We start from the raw sequence: 14,827 nt of genomic DNA, 5'->3' as shown, positions 1-14,827 counted from the left end.
CCGGAAACCGGACGGCCTTAGTGTTCATTTCGCCGAAAGCCCGGCCCTATCAATCGATATCCGAGACTTCCGAGGCCTTGCCGCTGATGCGGTGGGCGAGAGCCGCTTCCATGAACTCGTTCAGTTCGCCGTTCAAGACGCTATCCGGATCGGTGCTTTCGACGCCGGTGCGCAGGTCCTTGACCAGCTGGTAGGGCTGCAGCACGTAGGAGCGGATCTGGTGGCCCCAGCCGATATCCGTCTTCGAGGCGGCTTCGGCGTTGGCGGCTTCTTCCCGCTTCTTCAATTCGGCTTCGTAGAGACGCGCGCGCAGCATGTCCCAGGCCTTGGCGCGGTTCTTGTGCTGCGAGCGTTCCTGCTGGCAGGCAACCACGATGCCGGTCGGGATGTGGGTGATGCGAACGGCCGAGTCGGTCGTGTTGACGTGCTGCCCGCCCGCGCCCGAGGAGCGGTAGGTGTCGATGCGGCAGTCGCTTTCGTTGATCTCGATGTTGATCGAGTCGTCGACCACCGGATAGACCCATATCGACGAGAAGGAGGTGTGGCGACGGGCGTTCGAATCGTAGGGCGAGATGCGCACCAGGCGATGCACGCCCGATTCGGTCTTCATCCAGCCATAGGCATTGTGACCCTTGACCAGGATGGTCGCGGACTTGATGCCTGCTTCTTCGCCGTCATGGACTTCCAGCACCTCGACCTTGAAGCCGGAACGTTCGGCCCAGCGGGTGTACATGCGCAGAAGCATGTTGGCCCAGTCCTGGCTCTCGGTGCCACCGGCACCGGAATGGACTTCGACATAGGTGTCGTTGCCATCGGCTTCGCCCGACAGCATCGCCTCGACCTGGCGGCGGGCCGCTTCGGTCTTCAGGGCCTTCAGCTGGTCCTCGGCGTCCTTGACGACGGATTCGTCGCCCTCTTCCTCGCCCATCTCGATCAGCTCGATGTTGTCGTTCATCTGCTGTTCGAGGCGCTTCACGCCATTGATGCTGTCATCCAGCTGCTGGCGCTCGCGCATCAGCTTCTGGGCTTCCTGGGCATCGTTCCAGAGGTTCGGATCCTCTGCCTTGTTGTTCAACCAGTCCAGTCGTCTTATCGCCTGGTCCCAGTCAAAGATGCCTCCTCAGCAGGCTTATGGCCTGCTTGATTTCGTCGACGACATTCTCGATTTCATTGCGCATGCGTTGCGTTCTCAACCTCTGAAACTGGTGAAAATCTGGCCTCTCGCATAGTTGCGCCCGGCTCTGATGTAAAGAGCCGGGTGCCAGGAAGCGCGGGATGGATCAGAACAGGCCGCCGGAACCGGAGGTGACCGCCTGATTGGCCTGCGGCGAGTCGCGCAGGATTTCCTCCGGTGCGGCATAGCCGTCCATGCCGATAATCGACAATGAATCGGCCGGGCCGGTACCGGGCTTGAAGGCCTCGATGATCGTGTCGGGTTCGCCTTCCAGGGCAAACATGCCCGTCGTGCGGTTGACAGCGATGAAGCTCATGCCGGCCGGCACGAAGAACTGGCCGGGCGGGGTGTTGGCGGTCGCCGCCTGCATGAAGTCATTGAAGACAGGGGCGGCGAGCGAACCACCGGTCGAACCGCGGCCCATGGGTGCCGGTTGGTCGAAGCCGATATAGACGCCGGCGACGAGGTCGGGCGTATAGCCGACGAACCAGGCATCCCGTTCATCGTTGGAGGTCCCGGTCTTGCCAGCCACCGGGCGATCGAGCTTGATCTTGCCGGCAGCGGTCCCGCGGGTAACCACGCCTTCCATCATCGAGGTGATCTGGTAGGCGGTCATCGGATCGAGGACCTGTTGGCGATTGTCGACGACGACCGGCTCTTCCTGGCCATTGAAGCGCTCTGCGTTGCAGGCTTCACAGATGCGGTCCTCGTGGCGGAAAATCGTCTTGCCGTGGCGGTCCTGGATACGGTCGATCAGGGTCGGCTTGATCTGCTTGCCGCCGTTGGCAAAGACGGCATAGGCGGACACCATGCGCATGACCGTGGTTTCACCCGAACCGAGCGACATAGCCAGCACTGGGTTCATCTTGTCGTAGACGCCGAAACGTTCGGCATATTCGGCAACCAGGTTCATGCCCATGTCGTTGGCGAGGCGAACCGTCATCAGGTTACGCGACTTCTCGATACCGAGACGCAGGGTCTGGGGTCCGGCCGAGCCGCCGCCATAGTTCTGCGGACGCCAGACCTGGCCACCGGAGACGAATTCGACCGGCGCATCCATGATGACCGAGGCCGGTGTATAGCCGGTATCGAGGGCCGCAGCGTAGACAAAGGGCTTGAAGGACGAACCCGGCTGGCGCATGGCCTGGGTCGCACGGTTGAATTCGGACTGGGCGTAGGAGAAACCGCCGGCCAGCGCCAGAACACGGCCGGTATGCGGGTCCATGGCGACGAGACCGCCCTGTACCTTCGGCAACTGCCGCAGACGATAGGCGCTCGCCCCTTCGTCCAGGGCCTCGACATAGACGACGTCGCCGGGATTGAGGACGCCGACCGGCGACTTGGTCGACTTGCGATCGCCGGTGGCAGAGCGGAAGGCCCATTCCATCTTGTCGGGCGCGATGCGCCCGCGCACGCGCTCGGCGACGACCTTGCCGCCAGCCTCCTTCGCGGGCTGCAGGCCGATATCGACACCATCGGAAGCAACGTCGAGGACAACGGCAATCTTCCATTCCGGCACGTCACTCAAAGCCGGGATTTCGGCAAGCGGCACACCCCAGTCGCCCTCTACCGAGATCTGCTTGATCGGGCCGCGGAAGCCGCGACGCTGATCGTAGGTCAGGAGAGCCGACTGCAGCGCCTTGCGGGCCGCGATCTGCATCTGCGGATCCAGCGAGGTCCGCACCGAAAGACCGCCTTCATAAAGTGCCTTGTCGCCATACTTCTCGATGATCTGGCGACGGACTTCCTCGGCGAAATAGTCGGAGGCAAACAGCGAGGAACCGGAGCGGCGCAGATTGACGCCGAGCGGCTGCTGCTTGGCCTCTTCCCCTTCTTCCTTGGCCACGAAGCCGTTCTCGACCATGCGGTCGATGACCCAGTTGCGGCGCTCGAGCGCTGCTTCGGTCCGGCGGAACGGATGATAGTTGTTCGGCCCCTTGGGAAGCGCTGCCAGATAGGCGGTTTCGGCAATTGTGAGTTCAGTGACCGACTTGTCGAAATAGGTCAAAGCAGCACCGGCAATGCCATAGGCGTTCAAGCCGAAGAAGATCTCGTTGAGATAGAGTTCGAGGATCTTGTCCTTCGAATAGGCCTGCTCGATGCGGAACGACAGGATCGCTTCCTTGATCTTGCGGTCGATCGTCTGGTCGGACGAAAGAAGGAAGTTCTTGGCCACCTGCTGGGTGATCGTCGACGCGCCGACCGGACGCCGTCCGGAGCCGAAATTCTGCAGGTTGACCAGGATCGCGCGGCCAAGGCCGTAAATGTCCACGCCGGGATGATTGTAAAAGTTCTTGTCTTCAGCCGACAGGAAGGCGGCCTTTACCCGGTCCGGGATGGCCTGAATGGGGAGGAAAAGGCGTCGCTCGCGCGCATATTCGGCGACCAGTGCGCCGTTGCCGGCATGGATGCGAGTCGTCACCGGTGGCGAATAGCTCGCCAGAACCTCATAGTCCGGAAGGTCCTTGGTTACCCCGTTCAGATAGATGGCGACAGCCGCAGCGACGCCGAGCGCCAGCACGGATGCCAATCCGAAGAGATATCCAATCAGTCTGATCATGTTTCCGCTACCGGCTCTGCTTCGGGTTCCGCGCGCTGTACTCAAGCTTCGCATACCCCGTGGCGTTTTGCACGTCATGCGGTGGATGGCAAGACATGCGGACTTCACGTGTCAGGCAGCGCGATTCGACTTCGCGCTTCCTATCGTAATCTACACCGGAGTAACGGAGACAATGTGAGGAAAATAGGGCCGTTAGCGGCAGAATCTCAGCCGACCACAGGTTCCCTTGCCCGGCTCGGCCTAACCGCCATTGGCCATAAGCGGCTCGCGGTAACGCTTGATCGCCTCGACCAGAAGATCAGCCACCCTCCCCCGCCAGGCGGGATCGAGCAACAGCTTCTCGTCTTCCTTGTTCGACAGGAAACCCAGTTCGAGCAGGATCGAGGGAACATCGGGGGCCTGCAGCACCCGGAAGCCGGCGTGACGGTGGGGATTGTTGATGAGCGAGATCTGCCCCTCGAAGGAACCGACAACAGCCTCGGCCATGGCAATCGAGAAGGCCTGCGTCTCCCGACGGGTGAGATCGAGCAGGATGTCGCCGACTTCCGGTTCCGTCTCCTTGGGCAGCTCGACGCCGCCGATCGTGTCGGAAAAGTTCTCGCGCTCGGCAAGCTGGGCCGCCATGTGGTCGGACGCCTTGTCTGAAATCGTGTAGACGGTTGCGCCCCGGATATCGGCCTGCCGCAGAGTGTCGGCATGGAGCGAGATCAACAGATCGGCTCCCTTCTGCCGGGCTATCAGCACACGTTCGGACAGCGACAGGAACTTGTCTGCATCGCGTGTCATGACCGCCCGTATCCCGGTCTGGCCTTTCAACTTTTCATAAAGTGCCTTGGAGAAAGCGAGCGTTATGTCTTTTTCTGGCGTCTTCGTTGCAACACCGGTCGCACCGGCATCGATGCCGCCATGGCCTGCATCGATCGCAATGACGAATTCCTCGGTCGTGGCCGCTGCCACAGGACTGGTGCCTGCGGACGCTTGTTGCGGCTCACTCCAGGCTTGCCGCGAAACCAGGGCGGCAAAATCCTGCTCCGGCACGAGTTCGGCATCCAGCACCAATCGGTAGCCGCCATCGGCCTCGTTGGGCATGACTTTCGCGATGGCAAGCCGGGCGGGGCGAGCCGCCGTCAGCACAAGGCGCGCAGAGGTCGCATCCATCGAGCCGTAACGGATGTCGCTGAAGAGCCCCATCGCCTTCAGATCGTCCTCTGCGAACGCGAACGCGGTTGCCGGAAGATCGACGATGATGCGGTCCGGATTGGCGATGTAGCGGGTCTCGATCGTCGGAGGGCGGTCGAAGTCCAGAACGATCCGGGTACGGGCGTCGTCACCGGCAATGCGCGCGGAATAGGCAACCAGCCGGTCAACCGGTGCCTCGGCAGAGACCGCAAGGGCCCCGTTCGCAAAAATCGTCCCCAGAAACACAACGAGCGCTGCGAATGCGATTCGGGTCCAGAACGCAGGTTTTCGGCCCGCCGCCAGCGCCAAAACTCTTGTCAAATCCTGCCCCCGTCATGGCGGCGGACATATCTGTGACACAAATCACAGGTCGCACATCGCGCCATTTTGTTCGTCTATCCGCCGCATGCCACATCACCGGGAGCCGTTGAGCGTCAAAATTGCGGTTCCCAACCGCTTTGACCATCGGAATCACACGGAATGAAGCATCTCCCCTAATTGACTGCCATTATGGCATAAATCCGTTTGCTCTTGCTATTGTGACGTAGAAAACATACAAGGCAGGCGAGGGATAAAAGTGCAAACGGGATAGAATTTCCGCCATGGCTGCCAACCTCAGACATTGGAATTGGCGCCTGTTCAATCGGACATTCATCTGCCGTCTACCGCAGTTTTTTCCTGAAACTGGTTCAACACGCCGACACGGTCGGCACATCATCGGTGGCTCTCCACCAACGGCTCTGTAACGAGCATTCATCGGATCCCGAGGGGTCCATATCATTGTCGTTGACGTACGGTTTTTGATGTATTTGCAACAGGTTGACATGACCAGGAACGGACCGGGATCAGAAAGCTCCCCGCAGTCCGTCCGTATGTTGCAAACCCGGTCCCCCGTGCGTCCACATCTATATCCGGCGCACAGTCCGCTTGGTTCCAGCCGCTTTGAAGTTCAGCGCGCGGGTGGACCACCGACCGAGGGCGCCGAGGAGCACAGCTTAAATGGCAGACAAAATGCTTATCGACGCGTCTCACGAAGAAGAGACGCGCGTTGTCGTCGTTCGCGGTAACCGTATTGAAGAATTCGACTTCGAATCCCAACACAAGAAGCAGATCCGAGGGAATATCTATCTGGCGAAGGTAACGAGGGTCGAGCCCTCGCTGCAGGCCGCTTTCGTCGATTACGGCGGCAACCGCCACGGCTTCCTGGCCTTTGCCGAAATTCACCCCGACTACTACCAGATCCCGCTTGCCGACCGTCAGGCGCTGCTTCGTGCGGAAGCCGAAGAGCACCGCAAGGAAAACGACGTCGAGGGCGACGAGATCCTGAGCAACGATCCGGCTCAGCAGGACCAGCCCGACATCGGCATCAACACCACCTCCTCCGTTGCGTCGGCCATCGTCGATGAGGTTGCTGCGGAACTCGCAGCCGAAGCCGATGCCGATGTGGCAGCTGCCGCAGCCGTCGAGGCCGAGAGCGAAGCCGTTGCCGAAGAGCCCGCCGCCAAGGCCAAGCCGAAGCGGGTTCGCAAGCCGCGCGCCAAGAAGGCCGCCGCCGAGGAGGCCCCTGCCGAAGAGGGCAGCGAAGGCTCCGACGATGCCGAAGGCGGCACGATTGCCGCCATGGTCGACATGGACGAGATTTCCGAGGAAGCCGGCGGTCGCCGCGGTCGTCGCGACGATGACGACAACGATGATGATGACGACGACGATCACATCGAGGAAAAGGAAGAGATCGAATCCGTCGGCGCTGAAGACGCCATGGAAGAGGTTCCGGATCGGGTTGTGCGCAAGCCGCGCAAACAATATCGCATCCAGGAAGTGATCAAGCGCCGGCAAATCCTGCTGGTCCAGGTCGCCAAGGAGGAGCGCGGCAACAAGGGTGCGGCCCTGACCACCTATCTCTCGCTCGCCGGTCGCTATTCGGTCCTGATGCCGAACACGGCGCGTGGCGGCGGCATTTCCCGCAAAATCACCAATCCGGCCGACCGCAAGCGGCTGAAGGAAATCGCCCGCGGTCTCGAAGTGCCGCAGGGCATGGGCGTGATCCTGCGTACCGCCGGTGCCAACCGCACCAAGGTCGAGATCAAGCGCGACTTCGAATATCTGATGCGTCTGTGGGAGAACGTTCGCACGCTGACGCTCGCCTCGACTGCACCGTGCCTGGTCTATGAAGAGGGATCGCTGATCAAGCGTTCGATCCGCGACCTCTACAACAAGGACATTTCCGAGATCATCGTCTCCGGCGAAGAAGGCTATCGTGAAGCGAAAGACTTCATGAAGATGCTGATGCCGAGCCATGCCAAGGTGGTTCAGCCCTATCGCGACCTGCATCCGATCTTTGCGCGCTCGGGCATCGAAGCCCAGCTCGACAAGATGCTGCAGCCGCAGGTGACGCTGAAGTCGGGTGGCTACATCATCATCAACCAGACCGAAGCGCTGGTTTCGATCGACGTCAACTCCGGTCGCTCGACCCGCGAATACTCGATCGAGGACACGGCGCTCCAGACAAACCTGGAAGCGGCCGAAGAAGTGGCTCGCCAGCTTCGCCTGCGCGACCTGGCCGGCCTGATCGTCATCGACTTCATCGACATGGAAGAAAAGCGCAACAACCGCGCTGTCGAGAAGAAGCTCAAGGATTGCCTGAAGAACGACCGCGCCCGCATCCAGGTCGGCCGCATCTCGCATTTCGGCCTTCTGGAAATGTCGCGCCAGCGTATCCGCGCCTCGGTGCTGGAATCGACCACGCAGGTCTGCCCGCATTGCGCTGGCACCGGCCTCATCCGCTCGCAGTCTTCCGTTGCCCTGCACGTCCTGCGCGGCATTGAGGAATTCCTGCTGAAGAGCACCACGCATGACATCGTCGTGCACACGACGCCCGAAACGGCGCTCTACCTGCTCAACCAGAAGCGTGACACGATCGTCGACTACGAAGGCCGCTTCGGGGTTTCGATCGTCATCGACGGGGGCATGCCGGCGCAGCATGGTGGCTCGCAGCACTTCACCATCGAGCGCGGCGAAGCCGTTGCCAATCCGGTGAAGATCGAGAGCCTGATGTCGCTCCTGCCGGAAATCGAGGAAGAGGACGATTACGTTCCGGAGCCGGAAGAGGAGGACGAGGAAGAAACCGTCGTCGTCGCCGCCAAGGCCGAGAGCGCGCCGCAGCAGGCGCGCGCCGAAGGCGACGAGCAGGGCAACCGCAAGCGCAAGCGTCGCCGTCGCCGCCGTGGCAAGAACGGCCAGAACGGCAATGGCCCGCAGGCGGATATGCAGTCCGGCGACAACGGCATGGATGCCGATGACGAGGATGGCGACGAGGGCGAGGACGATACTGCCGAAGGCGCAGATGAAAGCCGTGCCAGCGAGAATGGCACCGATGCCAATGGTGACGAAGGCCAGAAGCGCAAGCGTCGCCGCCGTGGCAAGCGTGGCGGCCGTCGCAACCGTCCGGGCGAAGAAGGCTCGGTCGAGTCTTCCGGCGAAGCGACCGGTGACGATGACGGCGATGAGGCCGAGGATGCAGCGGATGACGCCGTAGCCGTCGAAGCTGTCGCACCGGTGGCCGAGGACGTGGCCGAAGAGGCTGTCGTCGCCGACAAGCCGAAGCCGCGCCGCACCCGCAAGGCCAAGGCGAGCGCCGAGCCTGATGTCGCAGCAGACGCAGCACCGGCAGCCGCCGCTCCGGTCGAGACGGTTGCGGAAACGGTCAAGGAAGAGCCTGCCGCTGAATCGGCTGCTCGTGCTCCTGATCCGGCCCCTGCCCCGGTCGTCGAAGAAGCCAAGCCCGTTCGGGCCAACCGCGAATCCAATGTCGCGTCGTCCGAGCCGGTCGTGACCTCGGTCAAGACGTCCGAGGATGGCGCCGATGCAGCCAAGCCCAAGAAGGGCGGCTGGTGGCAGAAGCGTGGCTTCTTCTGAGATCGAATGATCAGCAATGAAAAGCAGAAGGGCCCTCGACGGGGCCCTTTTTCTTGGCAGGTCAGATCGTGTTACATCTTCCGTGCTACCGGACGCCGCATGACGGCCGTTGTCTCGCCGTTCAGGGTCGTTTCGTAATCAAAGAGATATCCGCATTTGTCGGCGACGCGTCGCGAGGCGTGATGCATGGGGTCGAGAATGCAGGTCGTGCGTCCGTGGGGATTGCGCTCGTCCATCCAGGCATGGGCGGCTGTCATGACTTCCGTGGCAAGACCGCGTCCATGGGCGGGCGAAACGATCGCCCAACCGGCCTCCGGCGCCGGCCCCAGTGGCGGAGCCATGTCGCGATGGAAATCGGCAAATCCCGCTTCACCCAGATACAGCCCGGTCTCGCGGTCCTCGATCACCCAATAGCCGAAGCCCAGACCATGCCAGTGGCCGATGTAGCGCAGGAGGCGGGACCAGGTCTCGTTGCATGTGGAAGGGCGCCCGGTGATGTGACGGAAGATCGCTTCGTCCTGCCACATCGCCATCATCGGCTCGAAATCATCGAGGCGATGCGCCCTCAGCCGCGTGCGTTCGGTGTCAATGTCTGGGGCCGCCATCAGGGAGCTGATCCGTTCGGTTGGCATCTGACGCTTCCCCTTGGTTTCCGGCAGATTTGACGTTCGCAGATTGAATCATGTCACTGACATACTGATTCAGCTAGCCCGCCCAAGCCATTGATCAAGAATCCATTTCGCTCAATGCCTAAGCAATCTTCGGCAGCCAGTTCTCCAGCCGATCGGTTGCCTCGATCATCTCCGCCATGGTGCCGGCATAGGACAGGCGCAGCGCCAGATGCCCGTCGATCGGGTCGAAATCCCGGCCGGGGGTGACGGCGACATCGGTCTCCGCGAGTACGCGCCTTGCGAAACTCATGCTGTCATTGGTGAAGCTGTCAGCATCGACATAGGCGTAGAAAGCGCCGTCCATGGGCGAGAGCAGCGGCAGGCCGAGCGCCGGGAGGCGGGCCATCAGGAAATCTCTGTTGGCCTGACAGGCGGCCTTGTAGTGTTCCAGCTCGTCGGTGGCGCTCAAGGCGGCGAGTGCTGCGATCTGCGACAGTTCCGGGGCGGAGATGTAAAGGCTCTGGGCGACGCATTCGACCGGGCGGACCAGCTCTTGCGGCAAGACCATCCAGCCGATGCGCCAGCCGGTCATGCAATAGTATTTGGAGAAGGAATTGATGATGACGGCCTCGTCGCCGATCTCGAGCGCCGTCGTCTCCTCCGCGCCATAGGTGAGACCATGGTAGATCTCGTCGGAGATCAGCGTGATCCCCTGCCCCTGGCAATAATCGTAGACGGCTTTCAGCTGCGCCCTTGACGTCACCGTCCCGGTCGGGTTGGCGGGGCTGGCGAGCAGCACGCCCTTGAGGCGCACGCCCGCTTCGGACTGGGCGCGCTCCAGGCTTTCCGGCGTCAGGGTAAAGCCGGTTTCGGGGCCGACGGCGACTTCGATCACCTTGAGGCCAAGGGCGGCCAGAATGCTGCGATAGGCGGGATAGCCGGGGCGCGCGATGGCGACGGCATCTCCCACATCAAAGAGCGAGAGGAAGGCGAGATTGAAGCCGGCAGAAGAGCCGGTGGTGACGACGATGCGGTTCCAGTCCACCGAGACATTGTGCCGGCGGCGATATTCCTCCGCGAGCGCCTGGCGCAGAGCGGTCATGCCCAGCGCGTCGGTGTAGCCGATGCGGCCACCGTCGAGTGCCTTGCGGGCGGCTTCAAGCGCTGCCTGCGGTGCGGGATGGCCCGGCTGGCCGACGGCCATGGAAATGACCGGGCGACCTTCCTGCCGCCGGCGGGTGGCCTCCGCCAGGATGTCCATGGCGTGGAAGGGTTCGACGGCACTGCGCTTGGAAATCGAAATCAACGTATGCTCCTCGGCCAGACGCCCGACATTTGCCGCAAAGCGCGCGTCATCACAATGCACAGGCTGGACAAGGCGGCACAAAAAAGCCATTCCGCTTGTCGCGCTGAGCCTTTAGGCTCGACGTCGGCCGGCAGCATGAAACGAATATCGCCGGCGATGAATTCTGCAGACGGCAAGGATGAGGAAAACATGGCCCTGAATTTCAAGAGAATCGCCAGCGCCGGAGTTGCGCTCCTCCCTGCCCTGATGCCGCTCCCCGTGGCCGCTCTCGACGAGACGCAGAAGAAGGAATTTGGCGAATTCATCCGCGAATACCTGATCGCCAATCCCGAGATCATGCTGGAAGTGCAGGACGCGCTGCAGAAGAAGCAGGACGAGATCCGCCAGAAGCGTTCGGCGGAAGCGCTCTCGACCAATCAGGACGCGATCTTCAATTCTGCCTATGACCTCGCCATCGGCAATCCCAAGGGGGATGTGACCGTTGTCGAGTTCTTCGACTACAATTGCGGCTATTGCCGGCGTGCGCATGCCGATATGGAGGCCGTGCTGGAAGAGGACAAGAATGTCCGCTACGTGCTGAAGGAGTTCCCGATCCTCGGTCCCGACAGTGAAGCCGCTCACAAGGTTTCGGATGCCGTGCGCAAGCTGTCGCCGGAGAAATACGGCGACTTCTTCCGGGCGATGATGACCCAGGACGGCCGCGCCTCGGAAGACAGCGCGATCGCGATTGCCGGCGAGCTCGGTCTTTCGGAAGACAAGGTTCGTGCCAAGATGGCGGAAAGCCCGAACACCGAGCAGGTGCAGGAAGCCTATCAGCTGGCAACCAGCCTCGGGATCACCGGCACTCCCTCCTACGTGATTGGCAACGAGACCGTTCCCGGCGCTGTCGGCAAGGAAGCGCTCGTTGCGAAAGTCGGCAATGTGCGCGCCTGCGGCAAGGCGACCTGCTGAGACCAAATCCGGCTCACCCCCGCCCCGCTCCTCCCCGTTTCCCTGATTTTCGGGGACGGTTTGGCGCGATCACGGCAAAGGGCTTTCCCTACAGGGCCTCTCGGTCTATAGGAGGCGGTTGAAAGTCGACGGAAGCGTAGATGAGCAAAACCATTTTCGTGCTGAACGGCCCCAATCTCAATATGCTGGGAAAGCGGGAGCCCGGGATCTATGGCGGCAAGACGCTCGCCGATATCGAGGCGGACTGCGAGGCTTACGCTGCCGAACTCGGCCTGACCATCGACTTTCGCCAGTCCAACCACGAGGGCGACCTCGTGAGCTGGCTGCATGAGGCCGACGAAAAGGCGGTCGGCGTGGCGATCAATGCCGGAGCCTATACGCATACGTCGATAGCCCTGCATGACGCGATCAAGGCCGTTTCGCCACTTCCGGTGATCGAGGTGCATATCTCGAACGTGCATGCGCGAGAAGAATTCCGCCACAAATCGATGATAGCGCCCGCGTGCAAGGGCGTGATCTGCGGGTTTGGGCCGCATAGCTACATCCTGGCGCTGCAGGCGCTGAAAACCATCACGCAATAACAAGAACACAGGACCACCATCCATGGCTGACAAGAAATCGGGTATCGATCAGGCGCTGATCCGTGATCTCGCAAACATCCTCAACGACACGGATCTCACCGAGATCGAAGTGGAGCAGGACGACCTGCGCATCCGCGTTTCGCGCAACGGCACACCGGTTGCCATGCCGATGCCCGCCTATAACTACCAGGCGGCGCCCGCTCCGGCTCCGGCCGCAGCCCCCGTTGCTGCTGCCGCCGCTCCGGCAGCGCCGGCCGGTCGTGACCTGTCGAAGGCCGTGACCGCGCCGATGGTCGGCACCGTCTATCTGGCGCCGGCCCCGGGCGCGCGCCCCTTCATCGAAGTCGGCTCGACCGTCAAGGAAGGCCAGACGCTGCTCATCATCGAAGCCATGAAGACCATGAACCAGATCCCCTCGCCCAAGTCCGGCAAGGTCGTCGAGATCGTCATCGATGATGCGAGCCCGGTCGAATACGGCGAGCCTCTTGTGATCATCGAGTAAGCCGATGAGCGGTATCTCGAAGATCCTCATCGCCAACCGAGGCGAAATCGCGCTGCGCGTGCTGCGCGCCTGCAAGGAACTCGGCATCCAGACCGTGGCGGTTCACTCCACCGCGGATGCCGACGCCATGCATGTGCGTCTTGCCGATGAGAGCGTGTGCATCGGCCCGCCGCCGTCGCGCGACAGCTATCTCAACATTCACCAGATCGTCGCAGCCTGCGAGATCACCGGCGCTGACGCCGTGCATCCGGGCTACGGCTTCCTGTCGGAGAATGCCAAGTTCGCCGACATCCTCGACGCCCATGGCATCACCTTCATCGGGCCGACGGCGGAGCATATCCGCCTGATGGGCGACAAGATCACGGCGAAGAAGACTGCCGTTGAACTCGGCATCCCCGTTGTTCCGGGCTCGGACGGCGAAGTGAAGCCGGAAAACGCTCTGGAAATTGCCCGTCAGATCGGCTTCCCGGTGCTCATCAAGGCGACCGCCGGTGGCGGTGGCCGCGGCATGAAGGTGGCCAAGACCGAGGCCGAACTCGAAGAGGCCGTGTCGACCGCCCGCTCCGAAGCGCTCGCCGCCTTCGGCAACGACGCCGTCTACATGGAAAAATATCTCGGCAAGCCGCGCCATATCGAGGTGCAGGTTGTCGGCGACGGTGCGGGCAACGCCATCCATCTCGGCGAGCGCGACTGCTCGTTGCAGCGCCGCCACCAGAAGGTCTGGGAAGAGGCGAACTCCCCGGCCCTTAACGTCGAGCAGCGCATGAAGATCGGTTCGATCTGCGCCGAAGCCATGAAGAAGATGAAGTACCGGGGCGCCGGCACGATCGAATTCCTCTACGAAAACGGCGAGTTCTATTTCATCGAAATGAACACCCGCCTGCAGGTGGAGCATCCGATCACCGAGGCCATCACCGGCATCGACCTCGTGCATGAGCAGATCCGTGTCGCCTCCGGCGCCGGCCTCTCGGTCACGCAGGACGAGATCGTCTTTTCCGGCCACGCCATCGAATGCCGCATCAACGCCGAGGATCCGCGCACCTTCGTGCCGTCGCCCGGCACGATCACGCATTTCCATGCACCGGGCGGTCTGGGCGTTCGCGTCGATTCCGGCGCCTATGCCGGCTACAAGATCCCGCCTTACTATGACAGCCTGATCGGCAAGCTGATCGTGCATGGACGCACCCGCGTCGAATGCATGATGAGGCTCCGCCGCGTGCTCGACGAATTCGTCGTCGACGGCATCAAGACGACGCTGCCGCTCTTCCAGGATCTCGTGGCCAACCAGGACATCGCCAACGGCGACTACGACATCCACTGGCTGGAAAAATACCTGGCCGAAACCTCGGCCAAGTAAAGACCATGGCTGGGCGACGCAGCAGGGACCGAAGCATTACGCCGGAACTCCTGCTGCGCGCCTATTCCATCGGGATGTTCCCGATGTCGGAATCGGCCGATGATCCCGAGCTCTTCTGGGTAGAACCCGATATTCGCGGGATCATCCCGCTCAATGGCTTCCACGTCTCGAAAAGCCTGCAGAAGGCCATCCGCAAAGCCCCCTTCGACATCCGCTTCGACACCGCCTTCGACCAGGTGGTGGAAAAATGCGCGGAAGCGGCCGAAGACCGGCCGAGCACCTGGATCAATCAACAGATCAAGGACCTCTACGGCGCGCTGCACCGGCTCGGCCATGCCCACAGCGTCGAAGCCTTCGAGGGCGACGAACTCGTCGGCGGCCTCTACGGCGTCACCCTCGGCTCCGCCTATTTCGGCGAGAGCATGTTCTCCCGCCGCACGAATGCGTCGAAGATCTGTCTCGTGCATCTCGTGGAGCGGTTACGGGAGCGTGGCTTTACGCTGCTCGACACGCAGTTCACGACCGAGCATCTGAAGACGTTTGGGGCGGTGGATATTCCGAAGGCGGAGTATGGGGTGTTGCTGGACAAGGCGATGGAGAGCGAGACGCTTGGGTTTTGAGGGGGTGGTGACGGTGGTGGAAGGTAGGGAGCGAGGAGTTCAACCATGATGCCAAGAGCCGTCCATTCTTA

The 14,827-nt window shown here is 61.9% G+C and carries 11 protein-coding genes; 6 read left to right on the top strand and 5 right to left on the bottom strand.

The genetic code is table 11. From position 1 onward, the window contains the following. Positions 1 to 49 precede the first annotated feature (49 nt). From prfB to H6M51_RS12450, 3 genes are all read right to left on the bottom strand, one after another. Positions 50 to 1,178, bottom strand: a protein-coding gene (prfB, locus tag H6M51_RS12460; protein WP_185810169.1) for a peptide chain release factor 2 whose coding sequence is annotated in 2 segments (ribosomal slippage) — positions 50 to 1,108 and positions 1,110 to 1,178 — 1,128 coding nt in all. Because the reading frame shifts where the segments join, the coding sequence is not laid out codon by codon here. 102 nt (positions 1,179 to 1,280) lie between these two features. Continuing rightward, positions 1,281 to 3,734, bottom strand: coding sequence for a penicillin-binding protein 1A (locus H6M51_RS12455; protein WP_185810168.1), 2,454 nt, complete (start codon positions 3,732 to 3,734; stop codon positions 1,281 to 1,283). A gap of 240 nt (positions 3,735 to 3,974) precedes the next feature. After that, positions 3,975 to 5,234, bottom strand: a complete 1,260-nt coding sequence (locus H6M51_RS12450) for an N-acetylmuramoyl-L-alanine amidase (RefSeq protein WP_407073579.1) — start codon at positions 5,232 to 5,234, stop codon at positions 3,975 to 3,977. A 678-nt stretch (positions 5,235 to 5,912) separates the two neighbouring features. On the opposite strand from H6M51_RS12450, the gene H6M51_RS12445 reads away from it, so the two are divergent. Continuing rightward, positions 5,913 to 8,828, top strand: a complete 2,916-nt coding sequence (locus tag H6M51_RS12445; RefSeq protein ID WP_185810167.1) for a ribonuclease E/G — start codon at positions 5,913 to 5,915, stop codon at positions 8,826 to 8,828. Positions 8,829 to 8,899: 71 nt separating this feature from the next. On the opposite strand, the gene H6M51_RS12440 is transcribed toward H6M51_RS12445, so the two are convergent. Continuing rightward, the gene (locus tag H6M51_RS12440) at positions 8,900 to 9,460 is read right to left on the bottom strand and encodes a GNAT family N-acetyltransferase (protein ID WP_246780505.1); all 561 of its coding nucleotides are present in this window, start codon (positions 9,458 to 9,460) and stop codon (positions 8,900 to 8,902) included. Between the two features lie 118 nt (positions 9,461 to 9,578). Continuing rightward, positions 9,579 to 10,745 carry a pyridoxal phosphate-dependent aminotransferase gene (locus H6M51_RS12435; protein WP_185810207.1) on the bottom strand — a complete coding sequence of 389 codons (1,167 nt, stop codon included), beginning with the start codon at positions 10,743 to 10,745 and terminating at the stop codon, positions 9,579 to 9,581. A 189-nt stretch (positions 10,746 to 10,934) separates the two neighbouring features. Between H6M51_RS12435 and H6M51_RS12430 the strand changes: the two genes are divergently transcribed. The 5 genes from H6M51_RS12430 (at position 10,935) to aat (ending at position 14,756) form a co-directional block, all read left to right on the top strand. Further along, positions 10,935 to 11,696, top strand: coding sequence for a DsbA family protein (locus tag H6M51_RS12430; protein WP_185810206.1), 762 nt, complete (start codon positions 10,935 to 10,937; stop codon positions 11,694 to 11,696). A gap of 140 nt (positions 11,697 to 11,836) precedes the next feature. After that, positions 11,837 to 12,277 carry a type II 3-dehydroquinate dehydratase gene (aroQ, locus tag H6M51_RS12425; protein ID WP_185810166.1) on the top strand — a complete coding sequence of 147 codons (441 nt, stop codon included), beginning with the start codon at positions 11,837 to 11,839 and terminating at the stop codon, positions 12,275 to 12,277. 22 nt (positions 12,278 to 12,299) lie between these two features. Next, positions 12,300 to 12,779: an acetyl-CoA carboxylase biotin carboxyl carrier protein gene (gene accB, locus H6M51_RS12420; RefSeq protein ID WP_185810165.1), complete on the top strand. Its 480-nt coding sequence runs from the start codon at positions 12,300 to 12,302 to the stop codon at positions 12,777 to 12,779. Between the two features lie 4 nt (positions 12,780 to 12,783). Then, on the top strand, positions 12,784 to 14,136 hold the full coding sequence (gene accC / locus H6M51_RS12415; protein ID WP_185810164.1) for an acetyl-CoA carboxylase biotin carboxylase subunit: 1,353 nt from the start codon (positions 12,784 to 12,786) through the stop codon (positions 14,134 to 14,136). 5 nt (positions 14,137 to 14,141) lie between these two features. Next, complete coding sequence (gene aat / locus H6M51_RS12410) at positions 14,142 to 14,756, top strand: leucyl/phenylalanyl-tRNA--protein transferase (protein ID WP_185810163.1); 615 nt, start codon at positions 14,142 to 14,144, stop codon at positions 14,754 to 14,756. Positions 14,757 to 14,827 lie beyond the last annotated feature (71 nt).

It is taken from the genome of Rhizobium sp. AQ_MP (assembly GCF_014237835.1).
Lineage (GTDB): Bacteria > Pseudomonadota > Alphaproteobacteria > Rhizobiales > Rhizobiaceae > Allorhizobium.
This window is presented reverse-complemented; position numbering and strand designations above follow the sequence as displayed.